Source organism: Gemmatimonadota bacterium (assembly GCA_009838645.1).
In the GTDB taxonomy this organism is placed as follows: Bacteria; JAAXHH01; JAAXHH01; order JAAXHH01; family JAAXHH01; genus JAAXHH01.
Window position 1 is genome coordinate 584,917 of sequence record VXRC01000049.1, and the last position, 20,137, is coordinate 605,053.

Below are 20,137 nucleotides of genomic sequence, written 5' to 3' on the forward strand. Positions count from 1 at the left end.
CGATGTACCGAATCTTCGCCACCCTCGCCCTGGTCATGGCGTCCGCTTGCCCCGCCATCGCCCAGGAATATGACGTCTCCGAGCTCCAGACGCGCGCCGAGTACTCCGATTACGACGAGACGACCCGGTACGCGGAGGTCATGTCCTATCTCCGGGCTGCCGTGCTCGCGTCCGACCGGCTCCATCTGACCGAATTCGGCTACACGACGGAAGGCCGGACCCTGCCTCTGCTCGTCTTCGGCGACGTCTGGGACGCATCCTCGGCGGAAATCGCCCGGACCGGCAAAACGAGGGTGTTCGTCCAGGCGAACATCCACGCCGGGGAGGTGTGCGGCAAGGAAGCTCTGCTCATCCTGATCCGGGAACTGGCCTCCGGAGCGTATGCGGACTGGGCCGATTCCCTGGTGCTGATGATGGCGCCGATCTACAACGCCGACGGCAACGAGCGGATCAGCCTGTACAACCGTCCACGCCAGCATGGACCCGTGGGGGGCATGGGCCAGCGGCCGAACGCCCAGGGGTTCGACCTGAACCGCGATCACATGAAGCTGGATTCCCCCGAGGCACGGTCCCTGGTCTGGCTCATGAACGAATACGATCCCCACGTGCTGATCGATCTCCACACCACGAACGGCACCGTCCACGGCTACCACCTTACCTACTCGCCTCCGTTAAACCCCAATACCGCCAGCCGGATTATCGAACTGTTACGGGGTCGGTGGCTGCCCGAGGTGCGAGCCACCATCCGGGAGAACTACGGGTGGGAGTTCTACTACTACGGCAACGTGCCCCGGACCGGATCGGCCCGTGAACCGGGATGGTACACCTTCGATCACCGGCCCCGGTTCAATAACAACTACGTGGGACTCCGGAACCGTATTGCCATACTGAGCGAAGCCTATGCCTACGCGTCCTTCGAAGACCGCGTCATGGCCACCCTGGCCTTCGTGAAGGAGAACGTCCACTTCGCCCACCGGAACGCGTCTTCGATACGCGCGATCCTGGAGACCGTGGACCTGGCATCGGTCGTGGGCCGGGACCTGGCCGTCCGTTCCGAATTCGCCCGGTCCGGTGAACCGGTGGAAATCCTGCTGGGTGAAGTCGACGAGACGCGCAACCCCTACACGGGCGAGGTCATGTATCTCCGGAAGGAAGTCCTCAATCCAACTTCGATGTACGAATACGGGACTTTCTCCGCGACGGAAACGGTACGCGCGCCCCGGACGTATTTCGTACCCCCATCCCTGTCCACCGTGATCGAACGGCTCGGCGCCCACGGCATCTGGTTCGAGGAACTCTCCAGTCCGCGCGAATTAGCGCTGGAGCGGTTCAGGATAGACGCGTCGCAAGCCGCCGAGCGGCCCTTCCAGGGCAGGCACGAACGGACGCTGTCGGGCGTCTACGAACCCGTGGTCCACACGCTGGGACCGGGCACGCTGGTCGTACCGGTGGATCAGAAGCTGGGCAGGCTGGTATACTACCTGCTGGAACCCCGGTCCGACGACGGCCTGGTCGCATGGGCGCTGATGGACGATGTACTCGAAGGCGCGGAGCACTACCCCATACTGCGCGAACCGGCCGACCCATAGCCGGCCGGAAGGGCCCGCGACGGCCCTGAATCTACTCCCGACGGAGCCCGAATGCCCGTACGCGTAATCCTGGACACCGATACGGGGGTCGACGACGCCCTGGCCATCCTGCTGGCCATGCGGTCGCCCGAGCTTCGTGTCGAGGCCATCACGGGGGTCTGCGGAAACACGTCCCTCGAGAACTGCGTGCGGAACATTCACCTCACCCTGAGCGTACTCGATGCCCGTGAAACGCCGGTTGTCGCCCGCGGAGAGGAACGGCCGCTGGTCCGCGAACTGGCCTTCGCCGGGGATATCCACGGCGAGGACGGACTGGGCGGCGTGTCCCGACAGGTGGACGCGGACGGGCGCCGCGTATACCCTGATCCCGACCAGCGGCCGAGTACCGAGCACGCAGTCGATCTGATCACGAACCTCGCCGGGCGGTACCCGGGTGAGCTTATCCTGGTCGCCGTGGGGCCGCTCACCAACGTCGCGCGGGCCGTCATGAAGGATCCGGACCGCATGCGCGGGCTGCGAGCAATCATCATCATGGGCGGCGCCTTCGAGACCGGCGGAAACGTATCTCCAGTGGCGGAATTCAACATCCACGCCGATCCCCATGCCGCTCAAATCGTCTGCGATTCCGGGATCCCCCTGGTCTTCGTTCCCCTGGACGTGACCCGGCAGGCGTTCCTGGATGCGGGAACGATCGACCGTTTCGCCGCTGAAGCGGGCGCCAGGGCCGTCTTCGTTCGCGACTGCACGGCCCGTTACGTGGCCTTTCACCGGCAGAACAGGGGCGTCAACGGCTGTTTTCTCCACGATCCCCTCGCCGTGGCCGTCGCCGTCCGGGAAGACCTCGTCACGACGGTGCCGGCCAGGGTGGACGTGGAAACCGCCGGCGATCTCACCACGGGTATGACCGTGTCCGACCTTCGTTCCGACCGGTGGGGCGAACCAAACGCGAGGGTCTGCACCGCGGTGGACGTCCAGGCGTTCACCAGGCTATTCGAGGAAAGGGTGCTCGCATGATTTTGAAAAAACGTACGGCCATCGTTACCGGCGGCGGCCAGGGTATCGGCCGGGCGATATGCGGTATCTTCGCCGAAGAAGGCGCCGCCGTCGTGGTCGTGGATATCAACGAATCCGCCGCGGAGGAGACCGCTCGGCAGTTGAATCGGAAAGGCTATGCAGGACGGTCTGCGCAGGCCGTCCGGGCCGACATCTCGGTAGCAGCGGAGATTAGCGCCCTGGTCGACGGGGTCGTGGAAGAATACGGCCGCGTGGACATTCTCGTGAATAACGCGGGACTGGCCCTGTTCAGGTCGGTGGAAGATTGCTCAGAGGAAGAATGGGACCGGGTGATGGCGGTAAACCTCAAGGGACCGTTCCTGCTGTCAAAGGCCCTGCTGCCCACCATGACAGCCCAGCGATCCGGCGCGGTGATCAACCTGGCCTCGGTCGCGGGGAAGACCGGCGGCGTGGTGTCCGGCGCGCCCTATTCGGTATCCAAGGCTGGAATCGAGTGCCTGACCAAGTCGCTGGCCCGCGAACTGGCACCGCACGGGGTTCGGGTCAACGCCATCGCACCCGGGATCATAGACACCGCCCTGACCGCCCATCACGATCCCGCGTTCGTCGACGCGATCCCCCTGGGCGGCAGCAAAGGGGAACCGCGGGACGTGGCCGAGGCGGCGCTTTTCCTGGCATCGGACCGGTCGCGGCACATTACCGGCGAGATCCTGGACGTCAACGGCGGCCTGTTGATGGACTGAGCCGCCCGTCCAGCGCGCGCCGGGACGGAAACCGCATGCACGGAAACCGCATTCCATGACTGCAGCCATCTCCAATTTCGCCGTGGACGTCGTGGACCGCCATGCGCGGGAACCGGGCCGGATCGCCCTGCGATGGCAAAACACAGGCGGCTTCACGACGGACGTGACCTTCCAGGACATGAAGATACGTTCCGAGAAGGTCGCCTACGTGTTGCACCACCACGGCGTGCGTCCGGGACAGCGGGTATTCATCCTGCTGCCGCTATGCACGGCCTGGTGGGAGTCCGTGCTCGGTTGCATGCGCGCGGGCGCCGTGGCCGTACTGGGCCAGGACGCGTCCACGTCACAGGTGCTGAAGGACCAGATTAACGAGTCCCGGTCGACGTTGGTGATCGCGTCCGATACCGTAGCGGACGTGATCGGCCGGATCATGGACGACTGCAGCCGGATCACCCACTGGCTTTCCGTGGGGTGGGAGCGTGAGGGGTGGGTGGATTTCGACCGCCGCGTTTCCCTCGCCCCGGCCGGCTTCAAGGCGGTGGAAACGCGTGGATCCGATCCGTGCATCGTCGTGTTCGATCAGGGTTCGCCGGCCACTGAAACCACGCACCGTCACGGCGACGCAGGCTACGACCTGGAGCAGCTTGACACGTGGCGCGACGGGCTGGCCATCGCATTGCACGAAGCGTCCGAGCATCCATGATTTCCGCGCTAAACGACTGCCTGGTGGTGGAGCTGACCACGCAACTGCCGGGCCCCTACTGCGCCATGCTGCTGGCCGATCTCGGCGCCCGGGTGATCAAGGTGGAACCGCCCGGCGGTGATCCCCTGCGCGGTTTCCCCCCGGCATTCGCCAGCGTCAACCGCGGCAAGCGGAATATCGTGATCGACCTCAAAAAGGACGCAGGCAGGGCGGTCATGAGCCGCCTGATCGGCCGGGCGGACGTCGTGCTGGAAGGATTCCGGCCCGGTGTGGCCGAACGGCTCGGCGTGGACTATCCCGCGGCGAAACGCCTGAACCCCGCCGTTGTGTACTGCGCCATATCTGGATTCGGACAGGACGGCCCCTACCGGGACCGTGCCGGTCACGACATCAACTACCTCGCGATCGGCGGCCTGCTCGGACGCGGCGATCCGCCCACGGTCCCTCCCGTACTGATTTCAGACCTGTCCTCCGGTCTTTACGCCGCGCTGGCCGTTTCCGCCGCGCTCATGCGGCGCGCGGCCACGGGGGAGGGATGCTTCATCGATCTGTCCATGACCGACTGCGTCCTGTCCTGGATGGCGCTCGACATCGCCGCGGCGGCGCAGGATCCGGAGGCGGTTCGGGGGCAGTTCCTTGGGAACATCCCCCATTACGGGATCTACGAGACCTCGGACGGCCGGCACATCAGCCTCGGGATCGTCCACGAGGACCATTTCTGGGCCCGTCTCTGCGATGTCATGGAACTGGACGGCTGGCGGAGCTGGCCGGCGAGGAAACGGCTGGAACGGGCAACCGAAATCAGGGAGAAACTCCGTGCCGTTTTCGCCACGGCATCCTGCCGGGAATGGGACCGGAGACTGCGCGAAGCCGATGTGCCCTGCGCCCCCATATACAGCCTTGACGATCTGCCGTGCGACCCTTATATACAGTATCGAAACCCGTTTTACCATCTCGTCGCTTCCGACCGGTCGGAAAGCCGTCAGGTCAGGGCGCCGTACCGTACGGATTCGCCGGAGTCCGAAGCCCCGCTTCCGCCTCCCGTCGAAGGCGAACATACGCGTCCGGTCCTTTCGGACTCCGGATACGACGATGACGAGATCGACCGACTGATACAACTTGGCGCTGTACACGCATCCCGAACCGGGGAGAAGTAGCCGAAACCCAAAGGAGACATCATGAGCATCCGCGTGCGAAACTGGCGTGATCAGGCGCCTTATGTCGGGCATATCAGCGCGCTGGTCTGGACGCTGTACCAGTCCCATGACAAAGACGCGACATCTCCGCCGGAAATCAACCGGCTGCACGGCATCAACAGCTTCGTCAAGCACGGGCTCCAGGGCCACCAGCACTCGGACCACCACCAGCACGACGCCATCGAGCAATTGTATTTCATCCTCCGCGGGCGCGGCCAGTTGCTGATCGGGGACGACAAGGTGGACGTCCGGGACGGCACGGCCGTCTACATGCCCGTCAACGTACCCCACCAGGCGTTCAACGACGGCGAAGGCTGGATGGAGCACCTGATCGTCAGTTGCCCGCTCGACGAAATCCGGGAGGGCACGCCCGCGGTGCGGGACTGGCGCGACGTTCATCCGGTCGTGCTGGAAGGCGGCACCGTCTCCTGGCCGCTGCTGCGGCGCGAGGAAGAAGCCCCGGCCGGCGAAGGCGGCGTGCTCCAGCGCGTGCAAAGCGTGACCCGCTACGCGGTCCAGGGACGCCAGGGAACCGACTGGCAGCAGTTGGATGGCATCGAGCTGGTCCACTACGTGCTCAGCGGATACGGTATCGTTGAAGACCTGGACGGGGACCGTCAACTGGTCACAGAAGGTTCCGCGGCCCACGTACTGCCCGGGGTTGCCCATCGATTCGCCAACAAAAGCGAGGGCTGGCTCGAGTACGTCACGTTCGCGGTCGAGGTAGGTGAGGTCGAAGCGCCGGACGAATCCGACGAGTTCGAGGAGTCCGAGGAGCCGGCCGTGCAGTACGGCGTGGAAGAAGTCGCCGAGGCCGCCGTGGTGGCGGAGGTCGATTGGGACGACGCCGACGCGGTGGAGACCGAAGAGGAAATCGAGGAAGACGGGGCCGACGATGGAGCCGACGATGACGTGGAGTCGGCAGAGACTGAAGATGAGGCAGAGGCCGAGGATGAGGCGGATGCCGAAGATGTGGCGGTATTGGTAGACGCCGATGTAGCCGATGAAGGTACGGAATCGGTAGAAGGCGAGGATGAGGCCGAATCGATAGAGGCCGAGGATGAGGCGGAGGACGCCGCGGCGACTGTTGATGAGGTTGATGACGATGCGGAAGCCGAAGCGGATGACACCGAGGTGACCGAAGAGGAAGAACCGAAAGCGGCGGTAGAAGACGCCGACGTCGCCGAGGACACGGAAGAGGAAGTTGAAGACGTGGTCGCCGAGGACGCAGAAGAGGAAGTCGAAGACGTCGCCGAAGCGGACCAGGTCGAAGCGGACGACTCGGACGATGCGAACCAGGCATCAGCGAAAGCCGAAGCGGACGACGACGATTTCGACCTGGAAGACGACGACGCGGACTTCGATATCGAAGACGAAGATGAAACCGTCGTGGAGGACGATACAGTGGAGGACGACGATGATTTCCCTGATGCGGACAGGCGGTAATCGAAAGCGTACGTGAACAACCTACCCGCCCGCTCGTTCGGGCGAACCGACATGCGTCCGGCGGCGCTGGCCATGGGAGCCGCCTTCCTGCACGAAAGCCCCGAGGCGGTCGAAGCCATCCAGACCGCCCTGGAACTGGGCGTCAACTATTTCGATACCTATCCGGGCCACCACGAGGAGAAATGGGGCGAGGCGCTCTCCGGCGTGCCCCGGTCCTCTTACTATCTCCAGGCCAAGATCGGCACCCATCCCGAACGCAGGAAGGACTTCTCCGAAGAAGGCGCCAGGTGGAGCCTGGACCAAAGCCTGCGATCCCTGAAGACAGACTATCTCGACTGCGTACTCGTACACGATCCGGCCGATGTGGACGAATTGTTGCGCGAAGGTGCGGTATTTGACGTGCTGCACGAAATGAAATCGCAGGGCGTGGTCAGGAATATAGGACTCGGCGCCCGTTCCCATGACTGGCACGTACGGTTGATCGACGAGGGCATCAGCGACGTATCCCTGACCTTCCTGGACTACACCCTGGTCAATCAGTCGGCCGCCGCCACCATCTTTCCGGCGGCCAGAAAACGAGCAACGGGCATCATCCTGGCCAGCGTTCAGGGCATGGGCCTGCTGACCGGACAGGCGCCCGATCCGGACCGCGAGCGAGGCATGCATCCCGGGTCCGAGCCGCGCGCGCATCGAATCTGGACCTGGTGCCGAGAGCACGACGTCAACATCCGCCATCTGGCCATACAATTCTGCCTGGCGGCGCCGGTGGACAGCATCGTCATGTTCGGGCCGGCGAGCATCCGGCACGTCCACGACGCCTACGAGGCCGCCACCGAGACGATTTCGGCCGAACTCTGGGAAGCGTTCGACCTGGCTTTCGGCATCCGTCCGGGCATGGATGGCGGATCGTCATAACCACGGAAACCCGTCCACGTGTCCTCACTGAACTTCTCGCCCCGCGTGCCCGTCATCGACGCTAATGTGTGCGTGGGGAATCACCATACCGGACCATCGCCCTGCCAGAGCCCCGCGCAACTGCTCGACGAAATGGATTTCCACGGTGTCGAGCGCGCCGTGATCTACCATGCCCAGGGCGAACAGATCAGTCCGACGGACGGCAACGAGTACCTGGAGGACTGGCTCGACGAGGACGGGAGGCTCGTCCCCCAGTGGATGGTCGCGCCGGTGGAAACCTCCATGAAGCAGATCGCGGAACTCCACGGCCGGGGCCGCGTGCGTTCCGCCCGCCTGCACGACTGCCAGTCCGCCGGACTTCCCTTTCTCCCATGGGGTTACGACGAACTCCTGACCCTTCTTTCAGACGCCGGGATCCCGCTCTGGATACCGTTGATGGACGTGGAAGCGGACCACCTGGTCACGACGCTCAAGGCCTATCCGGACCTGCACACCGTGCTCGTCGGCGCGCACTATACTCACGCGCTGGTCGTGCGCGGCCTGCTGGAAGCGAGTCCCCGTGCCGTACTGGAACTCAGCCGGTACGAACCCATCGGCGAGGTGGAGGCCCTCGTGAAACGGTTCGGCGCGGAACGGTTCGTCTACGGTTCGTGGTATCCCCGGTACGCCATGGGGCCGATCCTGTTCTACCTGCACCACACCCGCATGGGCGTGGATGAACTCGCACGAGTCTGCGCCGGAAACGTCGAGCGGCTGCTCGGACTAACGGAGGGGTCATGATAGACGGCACGAGGGTGATCGACTACCACGGTCACGTGGGAAGATGGGAACGGTACGGCATGGTGGACGACCCGGAACTCCTCCTGGGGGCCATGGATGCCGTCGGCATCGATACCGCGTGCCTGTTCCACATATTTCATCCGGACGGGACTACGGGCAACGATCTGACTGCGAAATTCGTCGCCCGGAACCCGGACCGCTTTGTCGGTTTCGCCTATGTCTCACCGACGATGCCCGACCGGATGGTACCCGAACTGGAGAGGGCGATCGACAAACTGGGGTTTCCGGCCATCAAGCTTTACCCGCCCTATACGCCCTGGCCCTTCAACGAGGAACCCTGGCATCCGATCTATGAATTCGCCCAGGACCGGGGGTTGGCCATCATCTTCCACACGGACCACTTCATCAACAGCCGGCCCCGTTACTTCGAAGACCTCGCGCCGGCCTACCCCCGGGTGAACTTCGTCTCCGCCCACTGCGGGAACGTACCCGAGGCCCGCGCGGAGGCCATCGCCGCGGCGCAGAAGTACGCGAACGTCTACCTGGAGACCTGCTCGACGTACCGGACGCCCGGCGTGATCGAGGAACTGGTGGAAAAGGGCGGGGCCGACCGCGTGCTGTACGGATCGGACATGCCCCTGATGGACCCGCGGCCGCAGATCGGCAAGATCATCACGGCCCGGATCTCACCCGAAGCGAAACGCATGGCACTGGGCGAAAACGCGGCCCGTCTGCTGGGCATTTAAGGACAGGAGGATTACGTGATTCTCGGTCAAGCTGAACTACACAACGTACACGAACTGCTGGACGACCCCGGCGGCGCGGGCAGTACCTGCTGCCGCGTGCCGAACGACCTGCGCGTGAAGCTGAACGAATCGGCGAAGAACAACGCCCTGCAGGCCTCCGGGTGCGAAATCCGGTTCAACCTGGAGGGACCGGAGGCGGCCGTCACGCTCCAGAGCCCCGATGGCCCGACGCTCGCGGAAGTGTACCAGGGCGATTTCTTCAGCGCCCTGCATATCGTCGATGCGGCCCCAACGCGAATCTCCGTGGCGCGCCCAGAGTCCGAAACGGACATGCGCCGGGTCACGCCGTCCGACGCGCGGTTCGATACCGGCCTCACCCGGGTGGTCCTGCCGTGGCGTCCCTCAGTCCGCCTGGTCTCCATCGAAGGCGACACGTCTCTGCCGCGGCCGGACCAGACGCCGCAGACCCGGTACCTGGCCTACGGATCGTCGATTACCCACGGAAGCACGGCCGTCCGGCCCACGGGGACGTATCCTGCCCGGACCGCCGAGCTGCTGGGCACCGATCTCTTCAACCTGGGATTCGGCGGAGGCGCCCACATGGAAGGGGGCATGGCGGATTACATCGCCGGACGCACGGACTGGCACGTCGCCACGCTGGAGATGGGCATCAACGTCGTGCAGTCCTTCAGCGTGGACGAGTTTTACAACCGCGTCGAGTACTTCGTGACCACGATCGCCGACGCCCATCCCGACGACTGGATCTTCTGCATTGACATCTTCCCGTGCCGGTATGATTTTACGGGCGTCGAAAAATGCGAGACCTTCCGGTCCATCGTGGCGGAACGGGTGATGGAATTGAACCGCCCGAAGCTCGTTCACATTCCGGGAGACGCCATGCTCCGGTCCAACACCGGCCTCACGGTAGACCTCGTGCATCCGGCGCCCGCCGGTTTCGAGGAAATGGCGCGGAACCTGGCGGACATCATCCGTGCACGCAGAACATAGTATCAAACGGCACATAACCAGCGGAGTACTGTTCACCGTCCAGCGGACTAGCATCCAGCAGACCAAAAGGGGAAACAAATGGAAACCATCCGGGTAGGCGTGGTCGGCGCCGGCACCAATACCGTGACCATGCATATACCGAAGCTGCAGGCTATTGAAGGCGTGAAGATCGTCAGCGTGTGCAACCGAAGCCGCGCGTCGTCGGAGCGGGTGGCGAAGCAGTTCGGCATTCCGAAGACCTACGAAACGTGGACCGAGTTGATCGAGGCCGACGATACGGACGCCATCGTCGTGGGGACCTGGCCCTATCTTCACTGCGCCACGAGTATGGCGGCCCTGGCAAACGGCAAGCACATCCTGTGCGAGGCGCGCATGGCCATGAACTACGAAGAAGCCCAGCTCATGCACGACGCCGCGCAGAACAACCCTGACCTCGTCGCCCAGATCGTGCCTTCCCCCATGACGTTGTGGGCGGACAAGACCATTCAGCGTCTGATCGCGGAAGGGTACGTGGGCGAAATCCTCAGCGTGGAACTCCGGTCATCGGGAAGCGATTTCATCGACCGCGACGGGCCCATGCACTGGCGGCAGAATGTCGACTACAGCGGGATGAACGTCATGACCATGGGCATCTGGTACGAGGCCATGCGGCGCTGGGTCGGTGATCCGCTTTCGGTTTTCGCCCAGGGAAAGACCTTCACGAAGATGCGCCGTGACGCCGAAACGGGCGTAATGCGCGCCGTCAGGGTGCCGGAGCATATCGACATCGTGATGGACATGATCTGCGGCGCGTCGGCCTATGTCAAGGTTTCGACCGTCCAGGGCCTGGCCAACGAAAGCGAAGCCACTATCTACGGCAGCGAGGGCACGATCCGCATGGGCGACAGCAAGCTTTACGGGGCCCGCCGGGGCGACGACGCCCTGTCCGAAATCGAGATCCAGCCCGAGGACCACGGGGAATGGCGGGTGGAAGAGGAATTTATCAACGCCATCCGCGGTCTCGAGAAGGTGTCCCACACGCCCTTCGACATCGGGATCAAGTACATGGAATTCACCGAGGCCGTGACCCGGAGCATGTCGGAGGGCAAGGCCATCGCTTTGCCGTTGTAAGTGTTGATTGGCTGATTACGTTGATGCGACGCGGTCCACGTAGGCCAGGACGGCGTCGACCAGGTCCTGCGGGGCCGATTCGTTGACGACGGTGAAGTCTGCCATGGCGATGGGCCCGCCTTTCTCGATGTTCTCGATCTCCGCATGGTCCCGCTTTCGCGCCTCTTCCGCCGTGAGGGGCCGCATCCGGAACTGGGGGTCCGTCCGCGCGTCGTGGGTCCGGTGTTCCAGCCTGCGGTAGCGGGTCTTCGGCGAAGAGACCACGGCCACCACGTGGATGCGGTCGCCGTAGGTTTCTTTGAGGATCTTGTGTTCCGACCACGAATACAGCCCGTCGATCACCACGTGGCCGTGTCTCAGCCCATCCTCGATGGCGGGCAGCGAAAGCAGCGCGAAGGCGCCCATCCCGTGTTCGCGCCGCAGCCCTTCGCGCATCTCCTTCTCGTTCTCCGGATTCACTGCCCAGCCTTCCGCCCTGAGGCGGTCGATGGTCACCTGGCCGAACCGGATGTGGCGCCAGCCCCGGTCGACCAGGCATTCGGCGGCCGTCGATTTCCCCGACCCGGTCATGCCTACGATGGCGACGATTAGGTGCATTTCAGGTCCGCCTGGTTGCAGAGAAGGAAGACGAAAACCGGGCTGAATATACTCTTTTCGAGGGACCCTGTCAAAGCGGATGTACGAGGGGTATATTGTCCTTGACGATCAACCCGCGTCCATTTTGTTTTAAGTTTCTTCAACGATTTAAAATCAATCCAGTTCCCGTGCGTGACGGCAACGGAGGAAGGCCATGGCTGAATCATCACCCGATCGCGTCGGAAGTCGATTTCAACTCGAGACCGAGCTGGCCCGGGATCTCGGCCTGGTCGCGGCCACGACGATCATCGTCGGCGGCATCATCGGGTCCGGGATTTTCGGGGCGCCCGCGGGCATCGCGGCCGTACTGGGCTCCCCCGAACTGTTCCTGCTGGTCTGGGTCATCGGCGGCCTGCTCTGCTTCTCGGGTGCGCTGTGTTTCGCCGAACTGGGCGCCATGATGCCCCGCACGGGCGGCATCATCGTGTACTTGCGGGAATCCTATCCGCCCTACGTGTCCTTTCTCTACGGGTGGACGGAAACCGCCGTGATCTGTCCCGGCGCGCTGGCCGCCGTCGCCATGATCTGCACCTCGTATCTTGGTTACTTCGTACCGGATATCTCCCTGGAACATGTGCTGATGCAGGCAGGACCGGTGCTGGTCTCGACCCAGCACCTGGCGATCTTCGCCGTCCTGGCCCTGCTCGGAGCCGTCAATTACGCGGGCGTGCGATTCGGGGGGATCATATCCAATGTGTCCACTTTCGCCAAGGTCGCGGCCCTGCTGGGCCTGGTATTCCTCGCCCTGATCGTCGGTGGGTCCGCAGAGCATTTCTCCACGCCGTCGGCCACGGGCAGGGAGATGAGCCTCTTCGGTGCGCTGGGAACGGCCATGGTCGGCATCCTGTTCTCGTACAACGGCTGGTACAACACGAACAACGTGGCGGGCGAGGTGAAGGACCCGCGCCGCGTGCTGCCCCTGGCCATCATCATCGGACTGAGCCTGTGCATGCTGGTCTACCTGGCCGTCAACTGGGCATACCTTTACGTTATGAACATCGACGAAATCGCCGGGTCGAATCAGATCGCCGCCGAGGTAGCGGAAAGGCTGATCGGCCCGGTAGGCGGCTCACTCACCTCCCTGGCGGTGGTCGTCGCCACCTTCGGGACCTTGAACGCCAACATCATGTACATGCCGCGCATCGCTTACGGCATGGCCCGCGAGCGCCTCTTCTTCGGCTGGTTCACCCGGGTCCATCCCAGGTTCCGGACCCCGTCGCGAACGATCACCACCCTGACGATCCTGGGCATGGCGTGGAGCCTCGTCGGCAACTTCATGGAAATCGTCCTGGCCGTGATGTACGTGCTGTTCGTGTTCTACGTGTTGACCGTGATCGCCGTGTTCATCCTCCGCCGGAAGTATCCTGACGAACCCCGGCCATTCAAGGTGTGGGGCTACCCCGTCACACCGCTCTTCTTCATCGTGGTGTCCCTCGGATACATCGTATCGACGGTCGTTTTCAGCTTCGGCGACGCCCTGCCAGGCATTTTCGTCCTGCTCCTCGGCGTGCCGGTGTACCTGTTGTGGTTCCGCAGGCAGGCGGCCAGTGCGTAGACTTTATATTGCATACTTCAAGCTAGAGAGTAAATCACAGATCAAAGAATAGAGGAGTTATTGATGCCCGTCATGAACGGCGGCGAGGCCCTCGTCCGGTCCATGCACGCCAACGGCGTCGAGGTCGTCTTCGGACTGCCCGGCGCCGGCCAGTACGAAGCCATCGACGCGATCTACCGGCAGGAGGGCATGCGGTATATCACCACGCGGAACGAACAAGCGATCAGCTACATGGCCGACGGCTACGCCCGTGTGAGCGGCAAGCCGGGCGTGGGCATCGCGGTCGAAGGCCCCGGGTTCTTCAACACCACAGCCGGACTGGCCACCGCTTTCGCACAGTCCTCCCCCGTACTGCTGGTTACCGGAGACCACCACGGCGTGTCTTTACCCGGCCGGCCCCGGCACGACAGCCTGGGTGACTACGGCGCCTATTCGAAGTGGGCGGGCCGTGCGGAATCGCCCGGCGACATCCCCGGCCTGGTCCGGGAGGCCTTCCGCCAGCTCAGCACTCCGCGGAAACGGCCCGTCGTCCTGGAGATCGGCCCTCACGTATTCAGGGCCGAGGAGGAGGTCCGCCTGCTGGAAGCGGCGTCGTACTCGCCCGCGGCGGGCGACGCCGACCAGCTGGCGCACGCGGCCCGGCTGCTGGCGGAATCGGAACGGCCGCTGCTCTGGGTCGGCGCCGGGGCGTCGGAAGGCGCGCCTTTGGTCCGGAAGATCGCCGAGCACCTGGGCAGCCCGGTCGTCAGCAGTCGCAGCGGGAAGGGCATCCTTCCGGCACGGCATCCGCTTTCGCTGGGGATGTTCGAGGCACGGTTCAAGCCGCTGAAGGACCGGGTGGACGACTGCGACGTGATCCTGGCCGTGGGCACGGCGACCGACCTGAGCGCGCGACTGGATGGGCAGACGGTGATCCGGATCGACGACGACCCCGACGAGATCAACCAGGACGGAAGCCATACCCACGGCATCCTGGGCGACGCCGCGCTGAGCCTGGAGGTCCTGTACGAAAACCTGGCCGGCCTGTCAGGCCCCGGGCCCAACGTCACCGAGGACATCCAGGCGATCAATGCCCACCGCTTCGGTCCGGCGGAACAACTCCAGCCCCAGGGCGCTTTCATGGACGCCATGTGCGCGGCGATTCCAGATGACGGTATCTTCGTGGGCGGGATGAACCAGATGGGATACTACGGCCGGAACTACTACCATGCCCAATCCCCGAGGGGATACCAAACTTCCTCCCACCACGGCACGCTGGGCAGCGTGTTCCCCGTCGGCATCGGTCTCAAGATCGGACGCCCCGACCGCGCGGTCGTCGTGGTCTCCGGCGACGGCGGCATCCTCTACAACCTCCAGGAACTCGCCACGGCCGTGCAGTACGGCATCAACATCGTGGCCGTCGTCTTCAACGACAACGCCTACGGTAACGTGTTGCGGGCCCAGTTGGAAGAGTTCGACGGCCGCGTCATCGGCACCGAACTCCACAACCCGGATTTCGTGAAACTGGCCGAAGCCTATGGCGCAAGGGGGGTGATGGTCGCGGACCCGTCACAGCTGGAAGCGGCCGTGGGCGAGGCCGTTGCGGCGGACGCCCCGACACTGATCGAGGTGCCGATAGGGCCCTGGGAGCGAAAGTACTAGATACTGTACCTGCAGGTCTTCGTTCTCGTTCAGTTTATGGGCAGCAGATCCCAGATTTTCAACAACGCAAGGGCAGTAACCGGAACCAGGACGATTGCCCACCTGAGTATCCTGTTTTCCCTGTCCACCGCCTCAGTCCTGGATTTTTCGATTTCTGCCCGTATTTCGCCTATTTCCTTCCGAATGTCAATGAGCTGAACCATCAGCCATTCATTCTGAAAGACGATTGGTGTACCCGGCGAAGACGGAGATAGGTTTTCAGATTCGTTCATTTCGGCACCTCTTTCATCCAGTCACAGACATCCACGTCTATCTATCCATCAACCCTAGCCTGTTCTTCCTGGTATTGGTCTTAATGGATTAGTCAGTACCGTTTTGAAGTTTTTCGATTAAAATGTAGTTTTTTCTGAGAACCACCACCTGGCAAGACAACTGGCCAGGTGCGCACTTGGGTCGTAAGCCCACCTCACGCAGGACATTTCCAGTTCAAATCACACCCCGCTTCCCGCAGGAAACCAATCCCCTCGTCCCAGTGGCGGTCGACGTTGCCTACACCGTGGGAATCGTCCCCGGGTACCACGGCAATTCCCATTTTCAGCGCTTGCTCGAGTACCGGCCTGGAGACGTAGGGCTCGGCCTGGCCTTTCTTAAGCGCGGCCAGGTTGTAGTCCAGGATCGAACCGAGATCGCGAATCGCCTCCAGGTTGCGCACGACCCGGTCCCACACGAAGGGCTTGACGAGGCGCGCCCTGTAATCGGGGTCGAAGATCCTGACCAGATCGAAGTGGCCGATCACCTCGGGACGCAGCTTCGTGATCATTTCGAACTGACGGTCGAAGTACGCGCAGTACAACTCGTCCACGCCTCCGACCGTATCCGCCGCGGCCTGGTACCAATCCGGCGATCCATCGAACAACTCGTCGTTGATCTGGTGCACGGAACCCACGATGTAATCGGGCTTGCATTCCTCCCTCACGTCGGGTACCCAGCTTTCATACCCGCGGTACGCCTCCGTTTCGAAGGCTACCAGGACCCTGATCTGCGACGCGTACTTGTCCCGGAGTCGGCGGCAGACCGCCATGTACCTGGCGAATCTCGCCTGCTGATCGACGGCGTTCAACCCGGCAGCCAGTTCGTCGGGGTAGCTCAGTGCGTCCCGCTCCGGCGGCATGTGCTCGGTGATGCCCACCCAGGTGTATCCATGGTCGATGTAGGCCCGTACGATCTCCTCCAGCGAGTCCTCCGCGTGATCGCAGAACTCACCGCTGTGGCCGCCGTGGACGGAAACGCGATCGGGGGATGAGGCCATTCTCGAACCTGTTAGATGGTATTTGTAATAGGAAGGTGGCGACCAGAAGGGATGCCGGACCTTGCCGCCGGACTACGCAACTACGCGATACCGGCCGATGCCCATGCCCGATGCATGGCCTCGGACGTCTCCCGCAGGGCGTCCTGCGGGGCCAGGGCGTTTACCCGCGCGCTGAATGGCTCGGCCGTGACCGGTCCGTCGTAGCCCATGGCGTCCAGCGCCTTGAGGAACCGGGCTATGTCGAGGACGCCGGTCTCGCCGGGCAGGCAACGCTTGTTGTCGATCTGCTCGTCCGCCGGGACCCCGGCCGGCGCGTCGTTGACGTGCACGTTGACCACGTCGTCGTTTTCCAGCCGCGCGAGGTCATCCCAGGTGCCGTGGGACGTGTACCAGTGCCAAAGGTCCAGCAGCAGGCCCACGTTGGGACCAAGGTCACGGCATAGCGCCAGCATGCCGTCCATTGTATAGATGAACGCGTGCTTTTTGCCCTGGCGAAGCGTTTCCGGTCCGATGAACTCCAGGCCGAACCGGCAGTCGTGCTCCGCGAGGATCTCCGCCACGGGCTTCAGCCGCTCCACGTGGAAGGCGTAGTTCTCGTCGAAGGTCCGATCATCCGACCAGGGCATGACCACGGCGGTCGTCCTTTGTGCGCCAATGTCCCTTGCCAGGGCGGCATACCGGCGAAGCCGGGTCAGTTCATCTGTCCACTTCTCCCTGGTGCCGTGCCATTCGATCGGCAATCCCCAGTTACCGGGACGGTAACCTGCCCTCGCAAACAGACCGCGGACCTCCTCGACAGAAGTCTCCCGGGCCAATTCGGCCACGTCAGGCAGGTTTAGGTCGACGCCGCCGAAACCGTACTGCGCAGCCATATCCAGCGCTTCGGCCAGGGAAGCGTGGATGCCGATCATGCCTGGATTGAGGTTCTTGAACATAGCCCGACCTTACCGGCCTTACCCGGTCTTGACGCGCTGGAACCGCTTCTTGCCGGCCCTCAGGAGCAGGACGCCTTCGTCGTCGAGGTCCCCCGTACCGAGCATTCGGTCGATGGCGGCCACGCGTTCGCCGTTGACGGACGCGCCGCCCTGCTGGATCAGCCGGCGCACCTCGCTCTTGCTCTTGCCCAGCTCGGCTTCCACGAACAGGTCGACCACGTTGATGCCGGCCTCCAGGCGTTCCCGGCCGATCTCCACGGTCGGCACGTCCTCCGCCCCCGCCTGCGCGCCGCCGAATACGCTCCGTGCGCCGCGCTCAGCCTGGGACGCCGCTTCCTCGCCGTGGGTGATCTTCGTCGTCTCGAAGGCCAGGACCGACTTGGCGTGGCGGATCTTCTCGCCCTCGAGAGCGCCGAGTTCCCGTACCTGCTCCATGGGCAGGAAGGTAAAATGGCCCAGGAGGCCTTCCACGTCCCGGTCATCCACGTTGATCCAGAACTGGTAGAAGTCGTAGGGCGAGGTCATCCCGGGATCGAGCCAGACGGCGCCTTCGGCCGTCTTGCCCATCTTCTTACCGTCCGACAGGGTCAGCAGGGGCGTCGTAATTGCCTGCGCGGCCGCCCGTTCCTTGCGCCGGATCAGGTCGACGCCGGCCACGATGTTCCCCCACTGGTCGTCGCCCCCGAACTGCATCGTGCAGCCGTACTCCCGGAAGAGCATGAGGAAATCGTAGGCCTGGAGGATCTGGTAGTTGAATTCCAGGAAGGTGAGGCCCGTCTCCATGCGAAGTCTGTAGGCCTCGGCTGTCAGCATCCGGTTTACGCTGAAATGCTCTCCGATCTCCCGCAGGAAGGTGATGTAGTTCAGCGTGCGCAGCCAGTCCGCGTTGTTCACCATCAGCGCTCGGTCCGCCCTGCCCGCCCGGTCCTCGTGGCCACCGTCGAAATCGAGGTAACTGCTCAGCTGCTTCTTGATCCGGAGGATGTTCCGGTCGATGTCCTCCGTCGAAAGCTGGGGACGCAGGGCGTCCTTGCCGCTCGGATCGGGGATCATGGCCGTGCCGCCGCCCACCAGGGCGATGGGCAGGTGGCCGCCGCGCTGCACGTGAGCCAGCATCATGATCTGGACGAGGTTGCCCACGTGCAGGCTCTGCCCCGTCGGATCGAATCCGATGTAGCAGGTGACGGTCTCGTCTTCGAAGGCCTTGGCCACGGCCTCTTCGTTCGTGACCTGGGAGACGAACCCCCGTTCCTTCAAAACGTCGAATGCGCTGGACATGCTGGGAGATTCCGATCTAAAGGGACACCGGTTTACAGGGACACGGCCTGTCCCGTCCGGGAAGAATCGTAGATGGCGAGGATGAGCGCGAGGGACTTCTTGGCTTCCTCGCCCGTGATGCGGGGCGCGCCGCCGTGCCGGACCAGGCCGACCATGTCCTCGATCACGTTGCGCGGGCCCTCGTAGGAAAATGGATCATCGGCCGATTCATCCGGAACATGCCAGGTATCGACCTTGTTGCCGGCCGTTATGACCAGCCCCTGCGTGCCGTGCAGCTCCACCCCCGCGGGGATGGTGACGGGACAGGTCGTCGTCCCCAGGATGGTTCCGACGGCGCCGCTCTTGAACCGGAGCATGGCCATGCCGAGGTCCTCGGACTCGATGTCGTGGTTGAACACCCCGATCTGGCCCTGGACGCGGTCGACCTCCCCCATGTACCAGCCCAGCAGGTCGATCTGGTGCACGGACTGGTTGATCAGCGACCCGCCGCCGTCCAGCGCCCACGTGCCGTGCCAGCCCTCGTAGTAGGCGTCGTTCCTGAACCACTTGAGCCGCACCTCGCCCAGGATCATCCGCCCGAGGCGCCCTTCGTCCACGGCCTGCTTGACGCGCACGTTGTCGGCCATGTACCGCGCTTCGAAATCGACGGCCAGGATCACACCGGCCTCGCGGCAGGCCGCGATCATCCGGTCCGCCCGTTCCAGGCTGACCTCCACGGGCTTGGTGGTGATGACATGCTTGCCGGCTTCCGCGGCCGCGATGGCGAAGTCCGCATGGGTGCCGCTGGGCGTCATCACGGTGATGACGTCGATATCGTCGCGGTCGAGCAGCCGGCGGTAGTCCCGGTACCAGTCGATCCCGTACTCCGCCGCGGCTTTCCGGCCCCGCTCCTCGTCGAGTTCCGCCACCGCCACGAGCCGCGCGCCTTCCGTCTCGCTTATGAAACGGGCGCGCACCGCCCCCATGCCAAGCCCTATCACGCCGAAACCGACGGGATCGGTACTCAAGACGAACTCCTTTTCATGTGAATGGGTATGTCAACGCCGGTCCGGGCGGGACTTCCTCCTGCCGGACCGGCATGCGATGCAGCATCGTTCATTCTTCGAACCGGCCCGAACCCACGGTCAGGAATTCACCCGCCAGCAGCTCGCGCAGGATTTCCACCTTGTTGCCCGTACGCCGATGCAGATCGCCGAGGACCTCTTCGCCCGCAAGCTCGTCGACGCAGCCGACGTGCTCCACGTATTCTGCCACGAGATCCTCGTTCCATTCTCCATCGATACTGGCGGTTATATAGACCGAAAAGGTTTTGATGGGCATGGGATACTCATCCGGAATCATCACCTGTACATCACGAATCACTTCATTCACCCGGATCGACTGGACGCTTTTCTCCTTCAGCTCGCGTATCATATCGTTGAGATCGGTGAATGTAAGCTTCATGGAAAGGCTCCTCTCCGGCCACGGGCCGTATACCTGCAAATCGGTATGACAGCACAAGAATGAGGGACGCAGCGCAGGCAGGCCTGCTGA

General features: G+C 63.5%; 20 protein-coding genes. 13 read left to right on the top strand and 7 right to left on the bottom strand.

Annotated features, from left to right (window positions below; genetic code table 11):
• The first annotated feature begins 2 nt into the window (after positions 1–2).
• The 11 genes from F4Y38_16475 (at position 3) to F4Y38_16525 (ending at position 11,250) form a co-directional block, all read left to right on the top strand.
• Entirely contained in the window at positions 3–1,589 is a 1,587-nt protein-coding gene (locus F4Y38_16475; protein ID MXY50877.1) for a peptidase M14, read from the top strand.
• A 51-nt stretch (positions 1,590–1,640) separates the two neighbouring features.
• Positions 1,641–2,603 (top strand): nucleoside hydrolase, encoded by a 963-nt coding sequence (locus F4Y38_16480; GenBank protein ID MXY50878.1) that lies wholly within the window; start codon positions 1,641–1,643, stop codon positions 2,601–2,603.
• Positions 2,600–3,346 carry an SDR family oxidoreductase gene (locus F4Y38_16485; GenBank protein ID MXY50879.1) on the top strand — a complete coding sequence of 249 codons (747 nt, stop codon included), beginning with the start codon at positions 2,600–2,602 and terminating at the stop codon, positions 3,344–3,346. The genes F4Y38_16480 and F4Y38_16485 overlap by 4 nt, the downstream gene beginning before the upstream one ends.
• Before the next feature lie 55 nt (positions 3,347–3,401).
• Positions 3,402–4,049, top strand: a complete 648-nt coding sequence (locus F4Y38_16490; protein ID MXY50880.1) for an AMP-binding protein — start codon at positions 3,402–3,404, stop codon at positions 4,047–4,049.
• Entirely contained in the window at positions 4,046–5,206 is a 1,161-nt protein-coding gene (locus F4Y38_16495; GenBank protein MXY50881.1) for a CoA transferase, read from the top strand. The genes F4Y38_16490 and F4Y38_16495 overlap by 4 nt, the downstream gene beginning before the upstream one ends.
• Before the next feature lie 21 nt (positions 5,207–5,227).
• Positions 5,228–6,691, top strand: a complete 1,464-nt coding sequence (locus F4Y38_16500) for a cupin domain-containing protein (GenBank protein ID MXY50882.1) — start codon at positions 5,228–5,230, stop codon at positions 6,689–6,691.
• Positions 6,692–6,703: 12 nt separating this feature from the next.
• Positions 6,704–7,606 (top strand): aldo/keto reductase, encoded by a 903-nt coding sequence (locus tag F4Y38_16505; GenBank protein ID MXY50883.1) that lies wholly within the window; start codon positions 6,704–6,706, stop codon positions 7,604–7,606.
• A gap of 18 nt (positions 7,607–7,624) precedes the next feature.
• Entirely contained in the window at positions 7,625–8,386 is a 762-nt protein-coding gene (locus F4Y38_16510) for an amidohydrolase family protein (protein ID MXY50884.1), read from the top strand.
• Entirely contained in the window at positions 8,383–9,132 is a 750-nt protein-coding gene (locus F4Y38_16515) for an amidohydrolase (GenBank protein ID MXY50885.1), read from the top strand. The genes F4Y38_16510 and F4Y38_16515 overlap by 4 nt, the downstream gene beginning before the upstream one ends.
• Positions 9,133–9,147: 15 nt before the next feature.
• Positions 9,148–10,140 carry a hypothetical protein gene (locus F4Y38_16520; GenBank protein MXY50886.1) on the top strand — a complete coding sequence of 331 codons (993 nt, stop codon included), beginning with the start codon at positions 9,148–9,150 and terminating at the stop codon, positions 10,138–10,140.
• Between the two features lie 78 nt (positions 10,141–10,218).
• Entirely contained in the window at positions 10,219–11,250 is a 1,032-nt protein-coding gene (locus F4Y38_16525) for a Gfo/Idh/MocA family oxidoreductase (GenBank protein MXY50887.1), read from the top strand.
• Positions 11,251–11,265: 15 nt separating this feature from the next.
• Here the strand turns inward: F4Y38_16525 and F4Y38_16530 are convergent, their stop codons facing one another.
• Positions 11,266–11,847, bottom strand: a complete 582-nt coding sequence (locus F4Y38_16530; protein MXY50888.1) for an AAA family ATPase — start codon at positions 11,845–11,847, stop codon at positions 11,266–11,268.
• Between the two features lie 193 nt (positions 11,848–12,040).
• Here F4Y38_16530 and F4Y38_16535 point away from each other — a divergent pair, with 193 nt between their 5' ends.
• Together F4Y38_16535 and F4Y38_16540 are read left to right on the top strand one after the other, a co-directional pair.
• Entirely contained in the window at positions 12,041–13,441 is a 1,401-nt protein-coding gene (locus F4Y38_16535) for an amino acid permease (GenBank protein MXY50889.1), read from the top strand.
• A 63-nt stretch (positions 13,442–13,504) separates the two neighbouring features.
• On the top strand, positions 13,505–15,082 hold the full coding sequence (locus F4Y38_16540; protein MXY50890.1) for a thiamine pyrophosphate-binding protein: 1,578 nt from the start codon (positions 13,505–13,507) through the stop codon (positions 15,080–15,082).
• Positions 15,083–15,111: 29 nt separating this feature from the next.
• Here F4Y38_16540 and F4Y38_16545 read toward each other — a convergent pair whose 3' ends face one another.
• The 6 genes from F4Y38_16545 to F4Y38_16570 form a co-directional block, all read right to left on the bottom strand.
• Complete coding sequence (locus F4Y38_16545; protein MXY50891.1) at positions 15,112–15,354, bottom strand: hypothetical protein; 243 nt, start codon at positions 15,352–15,354, stop codon at positions 15,112–15,114.
• 194 nt (positions 15,355–15,548) lie between these two features.
• Complete coding sequence (locus F4Y38_16550) at positions 15,549–16,391, bottom strand: histidinol-phosphatase (GenBank protein ID MXY50892.1); 843 nt, start codon at positions 16,389–16,391, stop codon at positions 15,549–15,551.
• A gap of 80 nt (positions 16,392–16,471) precedes the next feature.
• Complete coding sequence (locus tag F4Y38_16555) at positions 16,472–17,326, bottom strand: sugar phosphate isomerase/epimerase (protein MXY50893.1); 855 nt, start codon at positions 17,324–17,326, stop codon at positions 16,472–16,474.
• An 18-nt stretch (positions 17,327–17,344) separates the two neighbouring features.
• Complete coding sequence (locus F4Y38_16560; GenBank protein ID MXY50894.1) at positions 17,345–18,604, bottom strand: tyrosine--tRNA ligase; 1,260 nt, start codon at positions 18,602–18,604, stop codon at positions 17,345–17,347.
• A 32-nt stretch (positions 18,605–18,636) separates the two neighbouring features.
• A complete protein-coding gene (locus F4Y38_16565; GenBank protein ID MXY50895.1) occupies positions 18,637–19,611 on the bottom strand; it encodes a Gfo/Idh/MocA family oxidoreductase in 975 nt (324 codons plus the stop codon).
• Between the two features lie 88 nt (positions 19,612–19,699).
• Complete coding sequence (locus tag F4Y38_16570) at positions 19,700–20,047, bottom strand: hypothetical protein (protein ID MXY50896.1); 348 nt, start codon at positions 20,045–20,047, stop codon at positions 19,700–19,702.
• Between the last annotated feature and the right edge of the window lie 90 nt (positions 20,048–20,137).

Coding starts and splice junctions, on each gene's coding strand:
- F4Y38_16475 (MXY50877.1), top strand. CDS start 3: ATGTACCGAATCTTCGCCACCCTCGCCCTGGTCATGGCGTCCGCTTGC.
- F4Y38_16480 (MXY50878.1), top strand. CDS start 1,641: ATGCCCGTACGCGTAATCCTGGACACCGATACGGGGGTCGACGACGCC.
- F4Y38_16485 (MXY50879.1), top strand. CDS start 2,600: ATGATTTTGAAAAAACGTACGGCCATCGTTACCGGCGGCGGCCAGGGT.
- F4Y38_16490 (MXY50880.1), top strand. CDS start 3,402: ATGACTGCAGCCATCTCCAATTTCGCCGTGGACGTCGTGGACCGCCAT.
- F4Y38_16495 (MXY50881.1), top strand. CDS start 4,046: ATGATTTCCGCGCTAAACGACTGCCTGGTGGTGGAGCTGACCACGCAA.
- F4Y38_16500 (MXY50882.1), top strand. CDS start 5,228: ATGAGCATCCGCGTGCGAAACTGGCGTGATCAGGCGCCTTATGTCGGG.
- F4Y38_16515 (MXY50885.1), top strand. CDS start 8,383: ATGATAGACGGCACGAGGGTGATCGACTACCACGGTCACGTGGGAAGA.
- F4Y38_16525 (MXY50887.1), top strand. CDS start 10,219: ATGGAAACCATCCGGGTAGGCGTGGTCGGCGCCGGCACCAATACCGTG.
- F4Y38_16530 (MXY50888.1), bottom strand. CDS start 11,847: ATGCACCTAATCGTCGCCATCGTAGGCATGACCGGGTCGGGGAAATCG.
- F4Y38_16535 (MXY50889.1), top strand. CDS start 12,041: ATGGCTGAATCATCACCCGATCGCGTCGGAAGTCGATTTCAACTCGAG.
- F4Y38_16540 (MXY50890.1), top strand. CDS start 13,505: ATGCCCGTCATGAACGGCGGCGAGGCCCTCGTCCGGTCCATGCACGCC.
- F4Y38_16545 (MXY50891.1), bottom strand. CDS start 15,354: ATGAACGAATCTGAAAACCTATCTCCGTCTTCGCCGGGTACACCAATC.
- F4Y38_16550 (MXY50892.1), bottom strand. CDS start 16,391: ATGGCCTCATCCCCCGATCGCGTTTCCGTCCACGGCGGCCACAGCGGT.
- F4Y38_16555 (MXY50893.1), bottom strand. CDS start 17,326: ATGTTCAAGAACCTCAATCCAGGCATGATCGGCATCCACGCTTCCCTG.
- F4Y38_16560 (MXY50894.1), bottom strand. CDS start 18,604: ATGTCCAGCGCATTCGACGTTTTGAAGGAACGGGGGTTCGTCTCCCAG.
- F4Y38_16570 (MXY50896.1), bottom strand. CDS start 20,047: ATGAAGCTTACATTCACCGATCTCAACGATATGATACGCGAGCTGAAG.